Below are 15,638 nucleotides of genomic sequence, written 5' to 3'. Positions count from 1 at the left end.
TGATATGATTATCACAGACCCCTTGCTGTGCATAACGTCGATATTTAGTGACATAGTAATTAACAGGAATTATACAGTTACCCTCTGTATTGAAAGGAGTTAAACATGGCTAATCATTACCACAATCAAACAACAGATGAAGTACTTACAAAGATTAATGCTACAAAAGACGGTCTTACAGATACTGAAGTCCAAAAAAGACAAGAGCAATTTGGCTTGAATGAATTAGGCGAGGAACGTCGGAAAAGTACTATTCAAGTTTTCTTAGAGCAGTTTAAAGATTTCCTCGTTATAATCCTAATTGTCGCAGCATTATTATCTGCCTTTTTAGGAAAGTTCGAAAGTACCGTTGTCATTCTTGTGGTGGTTATAATTAATGCAATACTTGGAACGGTACAGCATGTAAAGGCAGAGCAGTCACTGAAAAGCCTTAAAAACTTATCAGCTCCATCAGCAAAGGTTTTAAGAAATGGAAAAAAGGTTGAAATTCCTTCAAAAGAAGTCACGGTAGGTGACATCTTATATCTCGATGCTGGAGATTTTATTAGTGCTGACGGCAGAATATTAGAAAGCCATAGCCTTCAAGTGAATGAAAGCTCGTTAACAGGGGAGTCAATCAGCGTACAGAAGACAATTGAGCCAATCACAGAAGATGACATATCTATCGGTGATAAAACTAATATGGTTTTTTCTGGTAGTTTTGTAACATATGGCCGGGGTGTTATTGTCGTAACAGAGATCGGTAAAGATACAGAAATCGGTAAAATCGCAAATCTAATGGAAAATGCGAAAGAAAAGAAAACACCTCTTCAAGTTAATCTTGATAATTTCGGTAAGAAACTAGCGATAGCTATCATCATTATAGCGATTATTATATTTGCAATTGATTTATTCCGAGGACGAACTATCATCGATTCTTTTATGTTTGCAGTCGCATTAGCGGTAGCTGCCATTCCGGAGGCTTTAAGCTCAATCGTAACAATCGTCTTAGCTTTTGGAACGCAAAAGATGGCAAAGGAAAATGCGATTATTCGCAAACTTCATGCAGTAGAGAGCTTAGGAAGCATATCGGTAATATGCTCAGACAAGACTGGTACTTTAACACAAAACAAAATGACAGTTCAGCAAGTCTTTCTAGATAATCAAGTTTACGAACATAATAAACTCCAAATGAATGAGCGGTTACATAAAGATTTTATATTAATGAATATTTTATGTAATGATGCGATAACCACCGACAAAAAGGAAATTGGTGATCCAACAGAAATTGCTCTTGTGAATCTTGGAGAAGAGATTTACGGATTGGAAGAAATGGAGACAAGATCAAAATACCCTAGGTTGAAAGAAGTACCGTTTGATTCTGACAGAAAATTAATGAGTACTGTCAATACAATTGAATCCAGAAATGTACTGATTACAAAAGGTGCTGTCGATGTGTTATTAGATCGCATTGTTAAAATAGAAACAGCCGATGGTATTACAGACTTTTCTGAAGAAGATAGAATAAAAATCCATGAGATTAATCAACAATTTTCTGCTAGTGGATTACGGGTACTAGCCTTTGCTTATAAAGAAGTAAATAACCTAAATAACATCTCAACTGATGATGAAAACAATCTTATTTTCGTTGGACTTACAGCGATGATGGACCCTCCTCGTGCTGAGTCAAAAGATGCTGTAGCACAATGTATAACAGCTGGCATAAAACCCGTTATGATAACAGGAGATCATAAAATTACAGCTTCGGCCATCGCTAAAGAGATAGGTATTCTCCAAGATGGGCAGGCTCTAGAAGGTTTTGAATTAGAGAAAATGACCGACGACGACCTGAAAAACAGAGTTGAAAACATCTCTGTATACGCTAGAGTTTCACCAGAGCATAAAATTCGTATAGTTAAAGCATGGCAAGAAAAAGGGAATATCGTGGCTATGACAGGAGATGGTGTCAACGATGGTCCGGCCTTAAAACAGGCAGACATAGGTATTGCCATGGGGATAACCGGGACAGAAGTGGCAAAAGACGCATCCTCTATGGTCTTAACTGATGATAACTTTTCAACCATTGTGAAAGCAATAGCAAATGGTCGTAGCATCTATACAAATATAAAAAATGCTATACGATTCCTACTTGCAGGAAACACTGCCGGGATTATTTCTGTTCTCTACGCTGCTATAGGTGGTTTGCCAGTTCCATTCGCTCCTGTTCACTTACTATTTATTAACTTGTTAACGGATAGCTTACCTGCTATTGCGATTGGACTTGAGCCACATAACAAGCATGTTATGAACGAAAAACCTAGAGATGTAAATACCCCGCTTCTTAACAAAGTGTTTGCATCTAGACTTCTAATAGAAGGTTTCTTGATTGCAGTTGCTACCTTACTGGCGTTTCATATTGGATTATCAACTGGAGATGCGATGACTGCAAGCACAATGGCCTTTGCAACTTTATGTCTTGCCCGTTTATTTCACGGTTTTAATGCACGCTCTAAACACTCCATTTTCAAAGTTGGCTTGCATACAAACCTATATTTAATTGCTGCGGTTATATTAGGGATTATATTGTTGCAGCTTGTGCTTTTATTAGAACCATTAAAAAGAGTGTTTGAAGTGGTATCTCTCACACCAATTCAATTCTCATATGTGTATGGACTTGCTTTAATGCCTTTAGTACTAATTCAACTTTACAAAATATTTTTTGTAAAGTAATTAGAATATAATATCTCATCCTAAAATATGGAGCAGGCTGACAAGAACCTAGTCAGTCTGTTCCTGTTTTTCAGAATAAATGATGCGTGTCTCTTCATTTTATTGATTATACAAAACCTTACAGTCCTTTTGTACCTTAGGGGGCTTTTTTAACATCGAACAGTTTATTTCTTCTTTATCTTCAAACACGATTCTAGGAAGTGGGGCACTTTCAACTTAGCTACGCTCTTCAGCAAAATAACTCCGCGATTATCTGCCAATATAAAATTCATGGATTAACATTATTCGGGCATTATAAAGGTATATTACACTCTATAACCAACAAGGAGTTGCTCTTAGGTGGATAAAGTATCAAAGGTTTTTTGGATTTCATTAGTAATTGCAAGTGCTTTTGTAGGGTGGGGGATCATTGCACCCGATCATTTAGGGGCTGTTATGGATCAAACTAAAGCCTACTTTTTAGACACATTTGGCTGGTTCTATCAACTGTCAGCTACCTTTTTTCTTATCTTTGCAATCTTCCTCATTTTTAGCAAATATGGGAAAATTAAATTAGGAAAAGATGATGACACACCAGACTTTAATAGAGCTACATGGTTTGCGATGCTATTTAGTGCTGGTATGGGGATCGGTTTGTTGTTTTTTGGGGTATCTGAGCCTATTTCTCATTTTGCCAATCCTCCTTTAGGTGAAGGAGGAACACCAGAGGCTGCAAGAACCGCATTACGCTACACATATTTGCACTGGGGATTTCACGCTTGGGCAATATATGCCACTATTGCGTTAATTCTAGCCTATTATAAATTCAGAAAAAATAAGCCTGGCTTAATAAGTGTTACTCTAACACCTTTACTTGGAGACAGGGCAAATGGACCAATTGGAACAGCTGTAGATGTTGTAGCTGTGTTTGCTACTATTTTCGGCGTAGCCGCTTCCTTAGGATTAGGTGCCGCTCAAATTAATGGTGGACTAAACTATATAATTGGTATTCCCAACACCTTTACCATTCAGCTTATTATTATCTCCATTGTCACGGTCATGTTTTTATTATCCGCTGGTACAGGACTTAATAAAGGAATTAAATACTTAAGTAACGCCAATTTAATATTAGCTGTTATTCTTCTAATAGCATTTTTAATTTTAAGCCCAACAAAATTTGTTCTTGATTTATTTACTACAACATTGGGAGGGTACATACAAAATCTACCAAGTATGGGTTTAAGGCTTGCCCCATTTTATGAGGAGCGTGCTTCATGGGTACAAGGATGGACAATATTTTATTGGGCATGGTGGATAGCATGGGCACCCTTTGTCGGAACATTCATCGCTCGTGTCTCTAAAGGAAGAACAGTCCGTGAGTTTGTTGTCGCTGTATTAGTTATTCCTACCCTTGTTTGTGCATTTTGGTTTGCAGTTTTCGGTGGAACTGCTATTTACTTTGATTATTTTGAAGGAACGAATATTGCTGGTCAGAATCTTGAAACAGCATTGTTCTATGTATATGAAATGCTTCCATTTACAGGGGTATTAGTTGTTATAACACTTATGCTTATCACCACATTTTTTGTTACATCAGCAGATTCAGCTACATTTGTACTAGGTATGCAAACAACTAGGGGTGACTTAAACCCTCCTAACGTTGTTAAATTTACTTGGGGCATATTTCTATCAGCATCAGCAGTCGTTTTAATGCTATCTGGTGGATTAAGTGCTATGCAAACGGCCATCATAGTCAGTGCCTTTCCTTTAACCTTTGCCTTAATTGCTATGTCTTTTGCTGTATTAAAAGAATTTCAAAAGGAAATTGCCCCAGCGAAAGCTAAGAAGAAGAGAATTAAAATATCAGATGAAGAAGGAAGCAATCCAGTGTAAAGTATGTTAATAGCTAGGATAGGCGTCATGCTGGTTTGCAAATGATGGTTTAAGCATTATGCTGTAAAAGTATTATTTTTGGTTTTAAAAAAAGACAGGTTTTTCCTATCTTCATACTTTCATCATTTTCAATCAAAAAGCTCGGCATTTCTGCCGAGCTTTTTACTGTTCTATACAAAATATTGAGTAGTCGTCCCATCTTCATTGACGTAGTCAATGATGGTTTTCATTGTTTTAAGGTCGATAAATAGTGTACAGTTTTTATGATCTTTTTTCCATAACAGACGGATTTCATCTTTACTAGACTGTAACACGTCAAACTCTCCATTAAAGGCATCATATTCATTTCTAAAACGAATGAGTTTTAATAGTCGTTGCACAACATCTTTTTCAAGTGATTGTTCAATTTCAGTAAGACTAAAGTTATGACGGTTTATTTCACGTCCATCACCTGTTGCTTTAATATTTTCCTCATCATTTTCACCTGCAAGCAATCCTACATAATACACTTGAGGTACTCCTGGTGTGAAAAATTGTATCGCTCTAGCTGCAAGATAGGCATTGTCATCACAATCCAACACAGAATAGTATGTGCATCTGATTTGGTGAACATCAAAACCATCTTCGGCTTTATGATCATCTGATAAAATAAGACTTAAATTAGACCCTCTATCCAGACACACATCAACCAACTCTCTTGCTTCCTTCGTATCAATTAAATCATCTAAATCTGGTTTGACTGGAATCCCATCATGGCAATCTAGCATCGTAAACTGCTTCTCTGGTCGATTTTTCAAATAGTCAAGTAGTGCTTCACTATTTTTATTGATTAACGTATCTAGAACTCGATAAGGCAAAATAAAGTCATAAATCCAATAACCATGCTCAGCTAGCTTATATTGAATAGAATAGTGAGAATGTACTTCTGGAAGCAATTCGATATCTAATGATTTAGCAAGATCCATAATCCAATCTAGAAACTCATAAATATCAGGTTCAACAAAGAAACAACTCGTTCCTAACTTCTTAATGATATATCCCACAGCATCTAGTCTCACGATTTTCACGTTATGCTTTTTAAAATTTATAAAAAACTCGGTAAACAGCTGCCTTACATTTTCTGAATGGATATCAAAATCAATTTGCTCCGAAGGATCCGTTTTCCCGAATGTAGTCCATACCTTTTCCTCTTCCCCAGTTTCTTTAATGGTAAAAGTAGAATAAGGTAACGGTCTACGCAAAAACATTTTCTCGATATCCTCTTGCACAGGTTGTCCATCTTCCCAAACTTTATCTAATGTAATAAACAAGTCTGCATACTCTGATTTCCTACCCTTTTCAAGAAAATCTTGAAAGTACGGGGATTTTTGAGAAATATGATTAACCATTAAGTCGACTAATATATCAAATTTCTCACCAATTGCTTTTAGGTCTTCCCACGTTCCAAACTTAGGTTCAATTTCTAAATATGTTAATGGAGCAAATCCTCTGTCACCTGATGATGGGAATGGAGGCAGAATGTGAACGCCACCTTTAAAGATATCAGAAAAGTGGTTAGTTAAAACACTGTTTAGTGCCTTTAAGTCTCCTCCTAGAGAATCTGGATACGTAATCAGTTGTACTTGATTTTTCACAGCCATGGAACTTTACCTCCTATATTTCGTAAGCTTTTTTTATTATTTCAAGCTTTGGTAAATCTACTACCGCACCTGTAAATTTAAGCTTGTATGCACTAACAGCAAACCCTAAGTTTAACGATTCACGAATCGTGTACCCTTTTACTAACGCGCTATAAAACCCAGACCAAAACGCATCCCCGGCTCCCGTTGTATCGACAACTTCATTTGCCAAGGTTGCAAACCTAATCATCTCCTGCCCGTTAGAGACGATGGCACCATCTTTACCTAGTGTCATTATGACAAGCTTCGCACCAAGTTTTAAAAATTTTTCGATTTGATTTTCTACAGTGTCTTTCCCAAATAATCGTTCAGCATCATCTTCTGACGGTTTTACAATATCTACCTGACTGATAACAGACTTTACATACTCAACGCCATTTTCACCTTTTTGCCAAATCATTGGATGATAGTTTGGGTCAAAGCAAATAAGTAAATTATTCTTTTTAGCAACCTCTATTACTTTTTCAATCGTGCCTCTAACTGGAGTTCTAGATATTGGCCAGCAAGAAAAATGAACAATTTTTGAGCTTGCTAAGCTTTCTTCAAGCACAGAGGTATAAGTTAGCTGATAATCGGCTTCTCGGTAAAAGATTGGTATCGGACTGTTCTTACTTTTCGTCACAAGTACTAAGCTGGTAGAATAATCGACTTGCTGAACACAACGCGTATCGATGTTAGCTTCATTCAATTGTTTAATCAAATAATTTCCTAACCCATCGTTCCCTACTGCAGAAGCCACAAGTGAATTAATACCTAATTTCTTCACATTCATGGCAATATTAGACGGAGATCCTCCGAAATACTTTGTATACGTATTACAATCGAAGTTATCATCATAATCATCAGAAATCATATCAATGAGTAGTTCGCCGATTGTTAAAATATCATTAGAGCTGTCTTGAAAGTTTATTTTATCGTTGAAATTAAGCATTTCACTTATCCTCCAAATATGTTATTTTGAAAATTTCAATAAAGGAGTTTAGCCATGATGTTGCAATATAGTAATATTTTTTATCACTTGATTATAATAATTTCAAAGCTGGTAGGATTTTTAGCTGTAATTTATCTAAAAATATCTCCTTAACAATTTTCATTTGAAGCTCAGGAAATATATATAAGAACTCAAATAGTTTTACCCTTGGAGACAAAGTTTTAATCAATACAGTCACTAGTCTAGAATTGGTCTAGACTCTTTTTTATAAAAAACCTTCCAAGGTTGCTGTATAATTTTAGTAAATTAATGCTAAATTATTATAAATATCAATTAGTATATTACTATGATGCGATTTTTGTGTCAAACGTTTTCATATAAGTGGTTCCCCATTGTTTCTGTATTATATACAATCAACATCGGTCTACCGCTATATATAGACAATTATGTATAGAAATTTCTTTTTAAAAAACATGGTAAGGTTTTCACAAAATTAGTATAATTATAATATACGATAAACAAAATACATTATATAATCATGACAATGCATTTTACAAAGAAAGGTGCGACAAGAACGTGACAACTATTAAAGATGTTGCACAGCGTGCTGGTGTCTCTATTACTACAGTTTCTCGAGTTTTAAACAATCGTGGATACATTAGCAAAGAAACAAGAAGAAAAGTTGAAGAAGCTATGACAGAGATTAATTACTCTCCTAACGAAATTGCTAGGGCTCTCCAAAAAAGTCAGTCTTACATATTGGGAATGATTGTACCCGACTCAAATCATCCGTTTTTCTCTGAATTGATAAAACATGTTGAAATTTACGCAAATGAGAAAAACTATAAAGTACTGATTTGTAATTCGTTAGACCAACCAGAAAAAGAAGAAAAATACATTCGTATGATGAAGGAAAACCGTGTTGATGGGATTATTATGTGTAGTCACACATTAGATGTTAATGAGTATAAAAAAGTTAATTCTCCTATTGTTACTTTTGACCGAATCATTTCTAACCAGTTTCCATATGTTGCTTCTGATAATTTTCGAGGAGGAGAACTCGCTACCACGCATTTAATTCAATCCGGGTGTAAACGCTTGTTACACATTTCCGGGCCATTAAAGTTAGATTTATTAGCAAACAGACGTACTGACGCATTTCTTGTAACGTGTCTAAGGCATAAAGTGTCTCATCATGTGATTGAAGGCTCTCAAGACAACTTAACTTTTGAGTATTTTCATAACTTTATTAAGAGTGAAATTGCAGATACACTTTCTGAGTACGATGGCGTCTTTTGTACTAACGATATGGTAGCATATGCACTGTTTCTCTATGCGACAGAAAATGGAATAAAAATACCCGAACAGCTTAAAATTGTTGGATATGATTATCATAGCTTCACAAGAATGCTTCAAACACCAAAACTTACAACAATTGCTCAACCAGTTAACCGATTAGGCAAAGTACTAAGCTCCACCATTATTAATATGATTGAGAATAAAGATGCAGACACAATTAACAATTCCGTTGTTGACGTAGAATTAATAAAAGGACACACAACATAGATAAAGCCTGCATCCTTTAGTTGTGTAAAGGATACAGGCTTTTTTACTTTTATAACGAGTTACATCTCAAATTAACCTACAACAATACTCTCCCGTTTACGCATACATCTTATTCTCTTCCTCTTTTTTAAAAAAGTGCTTCATCGCATGAAAGACGTCTACTTTTTGCTTCAATATAAAGTGACGGAATCGTTCATCAGAAATGTTTTTATAAGCGGACATTAACGTTGAGTGCCTGTTGTATTGGTTTACTTCACCATAGCCAAACATATTTGATATTTCCATAAGCTCTCCAACAAGCTTGACACATCGTGGGTTATCTGAAGTTAAATTATCACCATCTGAAAAATGGAATGGGTAAATGTTATAACGGTCTGGATGGTACTTCTCGTTAATAACTTCTAGAGCTTTTCGATAAGCGGATGAACAAATGGTCCCTCCACTTTCTCCTCTTGAAAAGAATGACTCTTCATCTACTACTTTAGCCTCTGTATGATGAGCAATGAACTCAATATCCACCGTTTGATATTGAGTCCGAAGGAACCGTGTCATCCAAAAGAAGAAGCTACGTGCCATATACTTCTCCCAAACACCCATCGAACCTGATGTATCCATCATAGCTAACACAACCGCTTTTGAATCTGGTTTTTCAATTTCATTCCATGTTTTAAACTTTAAATCTTCTGGATATATTGGATGGAATGCTGCATCTCCCTTCATTGCATTTCGTTTAAACGCTGTCATCATCGTTCGCTTCTTGTCGATATTCCCCATCAATCCCGTTTTACGAATATCGTTAAATTCAATATCTTCAAGCTTATTCTCATCTCGTTCCTTCCTTTTTAAGTTAGGAAGTTCTAATTGTTTAAATAATGCCTCTTCAATTTCCATTAAAGATACTTCTGCTTCATAATAATCTTCACCCGCTTGATCACCAGCACCTTGCCCTTTCCCAGCACCTTTTGTTGGTTGACCTCCTTCGCGAGCTATTACATCACCAACTTGGCTATCACCATCTCCACTGCCAACATGTTTGTTTTTATCATAGTTATAACGTATTTTATACTCATCTAACGATCTGATTGGAATTTTAACTACATCTTTTCCATTTGACATTACAATACTTTCTTCAGAAACAAGATCAGGGAGATTATTCTTGATGGCCTCCTGGACTTTCTCTTGGTGACGCTGCTGATCGTCATAGCCTTTGCGATGGAGGGACCAATCCTCTTTTGACACAACAAATTGCCTTGCATCACTTTCTGACATATCTGACCCTCCTATAATTTTTTTCACCAAAAGCCCTTACACTGCATACAGTTATTCTGTCGGATAAAATATACTTTTTTTACTATCAGTAAAAAGATGGATTACTCTATAGTATGCAAGACTTTACATAAATTTACAAATTATTTTGAAAATTAAGATGAACAGTCTCCTATTTATGTGATAGTAAAAGTGAGGGCTGATGATCGCGATGACCAACAGCCCATTGACTTTTCTTAAGAATATTATCTATTTAACAAACTACCTACATACCTAAGTAACTCGTTAGCAGAAGTTGAATTGTAGCCGTGCTCATCAATAAGGCGAGCTACTACCTCATTTATTTTCTTTAACTGTTGTTCATCCGGCGTTTTCGAGGATGTTGTAATTTTGACAACGTCCTTTAAGTCAGCAAACAACTTTTTCTGAATAGCCTCACGTAAACGCTCATGAGAGTTGTAATCAAACCTTTTTCCTTTTCTTGCAAATGCAGAAATTCGAATAAGTATTTCTTCACGGAATGCCTTTTTCGCATTTTCCGATATCCCAATTTGCTCCTCGATTGAACGCATAAGCTTTTCATCAGGATTCATTTCTTCCCCTGTCAATGGATCACGTAACTTGTTCTTATTACAGTATGCCTCTACATTATCTAAATAGTTATTCATAAGAGTTTTCGCAGATTCCTCATATGAGTAAACAAATGCCTTTTGGACTTCTTTTTTCGCAAGGTCATCATATTCTCTTCGAGCTACAGAAATATAATTCATAAACCTGTCTCTGTCTTCTTTTGAAATTGAAGGATGTTGGTCAAGTCCCTCTTTTATTGAGCGTAATACATCTAAGGCATTAATATTTGGTGTATCCTTACGAATAATGGCAGATGAAATACGGTTGATGACATAACGAGGGTCAATGCCGCTCATACCTTCATCTTGGTATTCTTTCTTAAGCTCATCTACATCAATATCATTGAACCCTTCTACACTTTCTCCGTCATATAACCGCATCTTTTTAACAAGATCAATATCACCTTTTTTAGGTTCTTTTAATCTTGTTAAAATCGTAAACATAGCTGCGACTCGAAGTGTGTGCGGAGCAATATGTGTGTCAGCTACATCACTCTCTCGAATCATTTTTTCATAAATATGCTCTTCTTCACTAACTTTTAAGTTGTACGGAATTGGCATAACAATAATACGAGAATGCAATGCTTCATTCTTTTTATTAGAGATAAAAGAACGATATTCTGTTTCGTTTGTATGCGCAACAATCATCTCATCTGCGCTAATAAGCGCAAAGCGCCCTGCTTTAAAGTTTCCTTCTTGCGTCAATGAAAGCAAATGCCAAAGGAATTTCTCATCACACTTTAACATCTCCTGAAATTCCATCATACCACGATTCGCTTTATTTAATTCCCCATCAAATCGATAGGCACGTGGGTCGGATTCAGATCCATACTGTGCAATTGTTGAAAAATCTATACTACCCGTTAAATCAGCAATATCCTGACTTTTCGGATCTGATGGACTAAACGTTCCGATACCACAACGTTTATCTTCAGAGAAGAATATTCTTTCGATTAACACATCTTCAATTCTACCGCTAAATTCCTTTTCTACTCGCATAGTGTTTAATGGCGATAAATTCCCTTCGATACGTATGCCATATTCTTCATAAAAATCCTCACGTAAATGATGCGGAATGAGGTGAAGTGGGTCCTCATGCATTGGACAACCTTTTATTGCATAAACAGCACCACGATCAGTATGCGAATAAGCTTCTAATCCGCGCTTTAACATAGTTACTAGTGTAGACTTACCTCCACTAACTGGTCCCATTAAAAGCAAGATACGTTTGCGAACATCTAAACGCTTTGCAGCGGGATGAAAGTATTCTTCTGTTAACCTTTCAAGCGCCTCATCTAAACCAAAAAGTTGTTGACCAAAAAACTTGTAATGTTTTTTACCATTTACCTCTTCAATCCCAGCATCTTTTATCATATTATAGACTCTTGAATGGGCCGATTGAGCTATCCATGGCTTTTCTTTCAAGATTTCTAAATACTGAGCAAATGTACCTTCCCACTTTAGCTTTTCTTCCTCTTCACGGTACCTTTCAATTTTGTTTAATATACCCATAAGAGGCCTCCCCCATCTAGAATTGTGTTGTAGTCTGTAATTAATACAATCTATGCGAAGGATGACCTAATCATTCTAAGAGATTTGTACGAAACGTGTTGAGTCCTTATTGCACTTAATAGATATTTTTATAATGTACAATCATATCATTCACAAAACAAGTTAATATGAGCTATAATGAAGATACATGTTAATAAAGGGGATATCAAGAATTTTAAGGAGGTCTACATAATGAAGTTAGCTTTGATTTTAGGGGTTATCGTTGCTTTTTTAACAGCAATCTTCACAGCAGGCTACAATGACCGCCCAGGCACAAAATAATATTGTATATAAAAAAAAACGACCTTGCTACGGTCGTTTTTTTATTTTTATGTTAAATCTCTAAAACTTTGTTGTCTTAGAGCTTCATATATTAAGATAGCTGCTGTGTTCGATAAGTTTAATGAACGTACATGCTCTGTCATTGGTAAACGCAAACAAAGATCTGCTTTTTCTTCAATCAGTTTCTTAGGCAACCCCGTCGTTTCTCTTCCAAACACAAAGAAAACATCTTTTTCAGGATCGCTATAGTCAAATGATGAGTAATTTTGCTTACCAAATTTAGTAATTAAATAAAACTGCGCCTCTGGATATTGATTAAATAAAATATCCAAGGAATCATAGTAATGAATATCTACAAACTCCCAATAGTCCAAACCTGCTCTTTTTAACATTTTATCATCTGTTGAAAAGCCTAATGGACGAATCAAGTGAAGAGCTGTATTAGTAGCAGCACAAGTTCGTGCAATATTTCCAGTATTAGCTGGAATTTCTGGTTGATATAATACTACATGAATGGCCAAGCGTGTCACCTCATAAAATTGAATAGAATCTATATTTAATATTCGGCGTATAAGCCGTTGAATCTTCATACGACCAATATCTCATCCGACTATTTTGAGTATGGGCATTTACAAGTGGCATACCATCTTCATCTTTAGCCACCACAATTGTAGTATGATTAAATCGACCGTCCCCTTCAAAATCATAACAAATTATATCACCAACTAACAACTCTTTTGGGCTCTTTACTTCTTTAGCACGAAGCCCTCTAGTGGATGAAGCTAAATATAAGGTTAGAGCATGTGCAACCGACCAACTAAACGACCAGTTACTCCCTCTGTACCACCAGCCTTGTGTGCGAGTAGGATACCCACGCATCGTGTTACCCCCAGCTCGTAAACATTGGGATATATAATTTGTACAATCATTTGTAAAATGATGATAATTAGGATTATAATCATTCCACCAACGCTCCGCATATTTCACAGCCTCATTTCGATTATAGCCACTGACTGCGGATTTATTAGGTTCGTCGAGTTTATTTCTAACTTCTAGCATTTCTAATGCATCCCATTTATCTGTTCCTTCTAATACTGGACAAGCATCAGATATTAATTCTCCATTTTCAAATGTAGCTACCCGTTGCTCTTGTTGCTCTTCTACATATATCTTTTTCTTTTGTTTTATAAGAAATTGGTACATTACACTATACTCTACAGTTTGTGTATCATCATCATTATCAACTACGTTGCATATAGTTCCCTTAGCCTTACACTTTACAACATCTACATGTCGTTTCTCAATTAACGCTCGCTTTTTACCAAGCATTTCATCATTCTTTAATCGCATATTGCTGTTTATGAATTGACTTATACGCTGTTGTAAATAACTTTCAAGTACAGAACGCAAAATAAAGGTCACCCCAATACATTTTGTTTAATCTATACTTATGCAGAGCATTTTCATATAAGACGAAAGGAACTAGGCTTACAACTCTTTTAATGCTTGAATAGCTTTATCTATTTCTATCTTTACTTCATTGTCTATTTCAATATCATAGGACTCAATTAATGTTGGTAAGGCTGAGATGTCTCCGATTTTACCAAGCGCCCATGCTGCTGTACCGCGGATAACAGAACGTGAGTCATTTTGAACTAACTGTATCAAGTCACTCACTGAGGATTTATCTTTAAAGTGCGCTAGAGCAATGAGCGCGTTTCGTTGAATTGGTTTTTTCCCACGCCATGACCCAGCCATAGAACCGAACCGTTTTTTAAACTCGCGATTACTTAATGTCAAAATCGGACGTAGCAATGGTTTAACACTGTCCCCATCTGGTTCCATCTCTGGATGATTGTGATAGTCAATACCTTTATTGTATGGACATACAGTTTGACATGTATCACAACCATATAAACGATTCCCTATTTTACTTCGAAACTCTTCTGGTATCATTTGTTTAGTTTGTGTAAGAAAAGAAATGCAACGCTGTGCATTTATTTGTCCACCCTGTACTAATGCATCGGTTGGGCAAGCTTCTACACATTTATTACATGTGCCACATTGATCTTCTATTGGTGTATCTGGTTCAAACGGAATACTTGTAATCATTTCACCTAAGTAAATATAAGAGCCAAACTCTGGTGATATGATGGCACAATTTTTGCCACTCCACCCAATACCAGCTCTCTCCGCAACAGCACGATCAGATAGACTACCAGTATCAACCATTGATGTGAGATGAACACCCGGTACTCTCTCTCTTAAAAAAGCTTCTAATTTTTCAAGTCTGTCACGAAGTATATGGTGGTAGTCTAATCCCCATGATGCTTTACAGAAAACTCCACGTTTTTGATCAGCAGTACTCTTAGGAGAATTCTCCATTTTCGAAGGATAAGCCAACGCAATTGCAATAATTGATTTAGCTTCAGGTAGTAGCATCTTTGGATTCGTTCGTTTTGCAATATCCTGCTCTTCTAGACCAGATTGATAACCAAGTTGCTGTTGAATTTCGAGACGTTGTTTTAACGTTGTAAATACTGCAGCACTTGCAAATCCTATCTGATCAATACCAATTATTTTACTATACTCTATAAGCTCCTGCTTCAACGCTGCATAACTCATCGCTTATCCCTCCTTTAAAATAGTATTGACAATAAAAAACGCAATACCTCGTCCTCTATGGAAACGAAATACTGCGTTGAGAAACATATGTATGGAGCGGGTGATGGGAATCGAACCCACGACATCAGCTTGGAAGGCTGAGGTTTTACCATTAAACTACACCCGCAAGATTTATTGAAGATTATAACAATAAACTAATTATAATGCAAGTTAATCCAAGTCTTAATAATATCTGTTGAATTTTTTGTAGTAATTTGTCGAACAATAAGTAAAAATAAAAACAGGAAAATCCTGCTTATAGATTCATATAATACCGGTGGTCGGGGTCGAACCGACACTCCTAACGGAACACGATTTTGAGTCGTGCGCGTCTGCCAATTCCGCCACACCGGCGTTAGAGAATTGATAAAGAAATGTTTTCACATAAATCATTGGTGCCGAGGACCGGAATCGAACCGGTACGGTAGTCACCTACCGCAGGATTTTAAGTCCTGTGCGTCTGCCAGTTCCGCCACCCCGGCAACATCA

The 15,638-nt window shown here is 36.3% G+C and carries 10 protein-coding genes and 3 tRNA genes; 3 read left to right on the top strand and 10 right to left on the bottom strand.

All coding sequences use genetic code 11. The annotated features are described in order from the left end of the window. Positions 1-105 precede the first annotated feature (105 nt). Together EJF36_RS04490 and EJF36_RS04485 are read left to right on the top strand one after the other, a co-directional pair. Positions 106-2,709, top strand: a complete 2,604-nt coding sequence (locus EJF36_RS04490; protein WP_125905177.1) for a cation-translocating P-type ATPase — start codon at positions 106-108, stop codon at positions 2,707-2,709. A gap of 339 nt (positions 2,710-3,048) precedes the next feature. Further along, positions 3,049-4,581: a glycine betaine uptake BCCT transporter gene (locus EJF36_RS04485; protein WP_125905176.1), complete on the top strand. Its 1,533-nt coding sequence runs from the start codon at positions 3,049-3,051 to the stop codon at positions 4,579-4,581. Between the two features lie 170 nt (positions 4,582-4,751). On the opposite strand, the gene gtfA is transcribed toward EJF36_RS04485, so the two are convergent. Both gtfA and EJF36_RS04475 read right to left on the bottom strand, forming a co-directional pair. Further along, positions 4,752-6,221 (bottom strand): sucrose phosphorylase, encoded by a 1,470-nt coding sequence (gene gtfA, locus EJF36_RS04480; protein ID WP_125905175.1) that lies wholly within the window; start codon positions 6,219-6,221, stop codon positions 4,752-4,754. Between the two features lie 13 nt (positions 6,222-6,234). Next, positions 6,235-7,191, bottom strand: coding sequence for a carbohydrate kinase family protein (locus tag EJF36_RS04475; RefSeq protein ID WP_125905174.1), 957 nt, complete (start codon positions 7,189-7,191; stop codon positions 6,235-6,237). A gap of 576 nt (positions 7,192-7,767) precedes the next feature. On the opposite strand from EJF36_RS04475, the gene EJF36_RS04470 reads away from it, so the two are divergent. Further along, positions 7,768-8,757 carry a LacI family DNA-binding transcriptional regulator gene (locus EJF36_RS04470; RefSeq protein WP_125905173.1) on the top strand — a complete coding sequence of 330 codons (990 nt, stop codon included), beginning with the start codon at positions 7,768-7,770 and terminating at the stop codon, positions 8,755-8,757. A gap of 96 nt (positions 8,758-8,853) precedes the next feature. Here EJF36_RS04470 and yhbH read toward each other — a convergent pair whose 3' ends face one another. From yhbH to EJF36_RS04430, 8 genes are all read right to left on the bottom strand, one after another. Further along, positions 8,854-10,026, bottom strand: a complete 1,173-nt coding sequence (gene yhbH / locus EJF36_RS04465; RefSeq protein ID WP_125905172.1) for a sporulation protein YhbH — start codon at positions 10,024-10,026, stop codon at positions 8,854-8,856. A 242-nt stretch (positions 10,027-10,268) separates the two neighbouring features. After that, the gene (locus tag EJF36_RS04460; protein ID WP_125905171.1) at positions 10,269-12,164 is read right to left on the bottom strand and encodes a PrkA family serine protein kinase; all 1,896 of its coding nucleotides are present in this window, start codon (positions 12,162-12,164) and stop codon (positions 10,269-10,271) included. A 368-nt stretch (positions 12,165-12,532) separates the two neighbouring features. After that, positions 12,533-13,006, bottom strand: a complete 474-nt coding sequence (gene trmL / locus EJF36_RS04455) for a tRNA (uridine(34)/cytosine(34)/5-carboxymethylaminomethyluridine(34)-2'-O)-methyltransferase TrmL (RefSeq protein ID WP_395940552.1) — start codon at positions 13,004-13,006, stop codon at positions 12,533-12,535. 10 nt (positions 13,007-13,016) lie between these two features. After that, a complete protein-coding gene (locus EJF36_RS04450) occupies positions 13,017-13,895 on the bottom strand; it encodes an amidase domain-containing protein (protein WP_125905170.1) in 879 nt (292 codons plus the stop codon). A 78-nt stretch (positions 13,896-13,973) separates the two neighbouring features. Further along, positions 13,974-15,110 carry a tRNA epoxyqueuosine(34) reductase QueG gene (gene queG, locus EJF36_RS04445; protein WP_125905169.1) on the bottom strand — a complete coding sequence of 379 codons (1,137 nt, stop codon included), beginning with the start codon at positions 15,108-15,110 and terminating at the stop codon, positions 13,974-13,976. Between the two features lie 92 nt (positions 15,111-15,202). After that, a tRNA-Gly gene (locus tag EJF36_RS04440) sits at positions 15,203-15,276 on the bottom strand. A 145-nt stretch (positions 15,277-15,421) separates the two neighbouring features. Next, a tRNA-Leu gene (locus tag EJF36_RS04435) sits at positions 15,422-15,503 on the bottom strand. 39 nt (positions 15,504-15,542) lie between these two features. Continuing rightward, positions 15,543-15,631, bottom strand: a tRNA-Leu gene (locus EJF36_RS04430). Positions 15,632-15,638: the final 7 nt, after the last annotated feature.

Origin of the sequence: Bacillus sp. HMF5848 (assembly GCF_003944835.1) — a bacterium.
Lineage (GTDB): Bacteria > Bacillota > Bacilli > Bacillales > HMF5848 > HMF5848.
Note: the sequence above shows the minus strand (reverse complement) of the source record. Positions and strands in the feature narration are given on the sequence as shown.

Bases quoted from the DNA above. Each gene is read 5' to 3' on its own strand.
- EJF36_RS04490 (WP_125905177.1), top strand. From the start codon at position 106: ATGGCTAATCATTACCACAATCAAACAACAGATGAAGTACTTACAAAG.
- gtfA (WP_125905175.1), bottom strand. From the start codon at position 6,221: ATGGCTGTGAAAAATCAAGTACAACTGATTACGTATCCAGATTCTCTA.
- EJF36_RS04475 (WP_125905174.1), bottom strand. From the start codon at position 7,191: ATGCTTAATTTCAACGATAAAATAAACTTTCAAGACAGCTCTAATGAT.
- yhbH (WP_125905172.1), bottom strand. From the start codon at position 10,026: ATGTCAGAAAGTGATGCAAGGCAATTTGTTGTGTCAAAAGAGGATTGG.
- EJF36_RS04460 (WP_125905171.1), bottom strand. From the start codon at position 12,164: ATGGGTATATTAAACAAAATTGAAAGGTACCGTGAAGAGGAAGAAAAG.
- queG (WP_125905169.1), bottom strand. From the start codon at position 15,110: ATGAGTTATGCAGCGTTGAAGCAGGAGCTTATAGAGTATAGTAAAATA.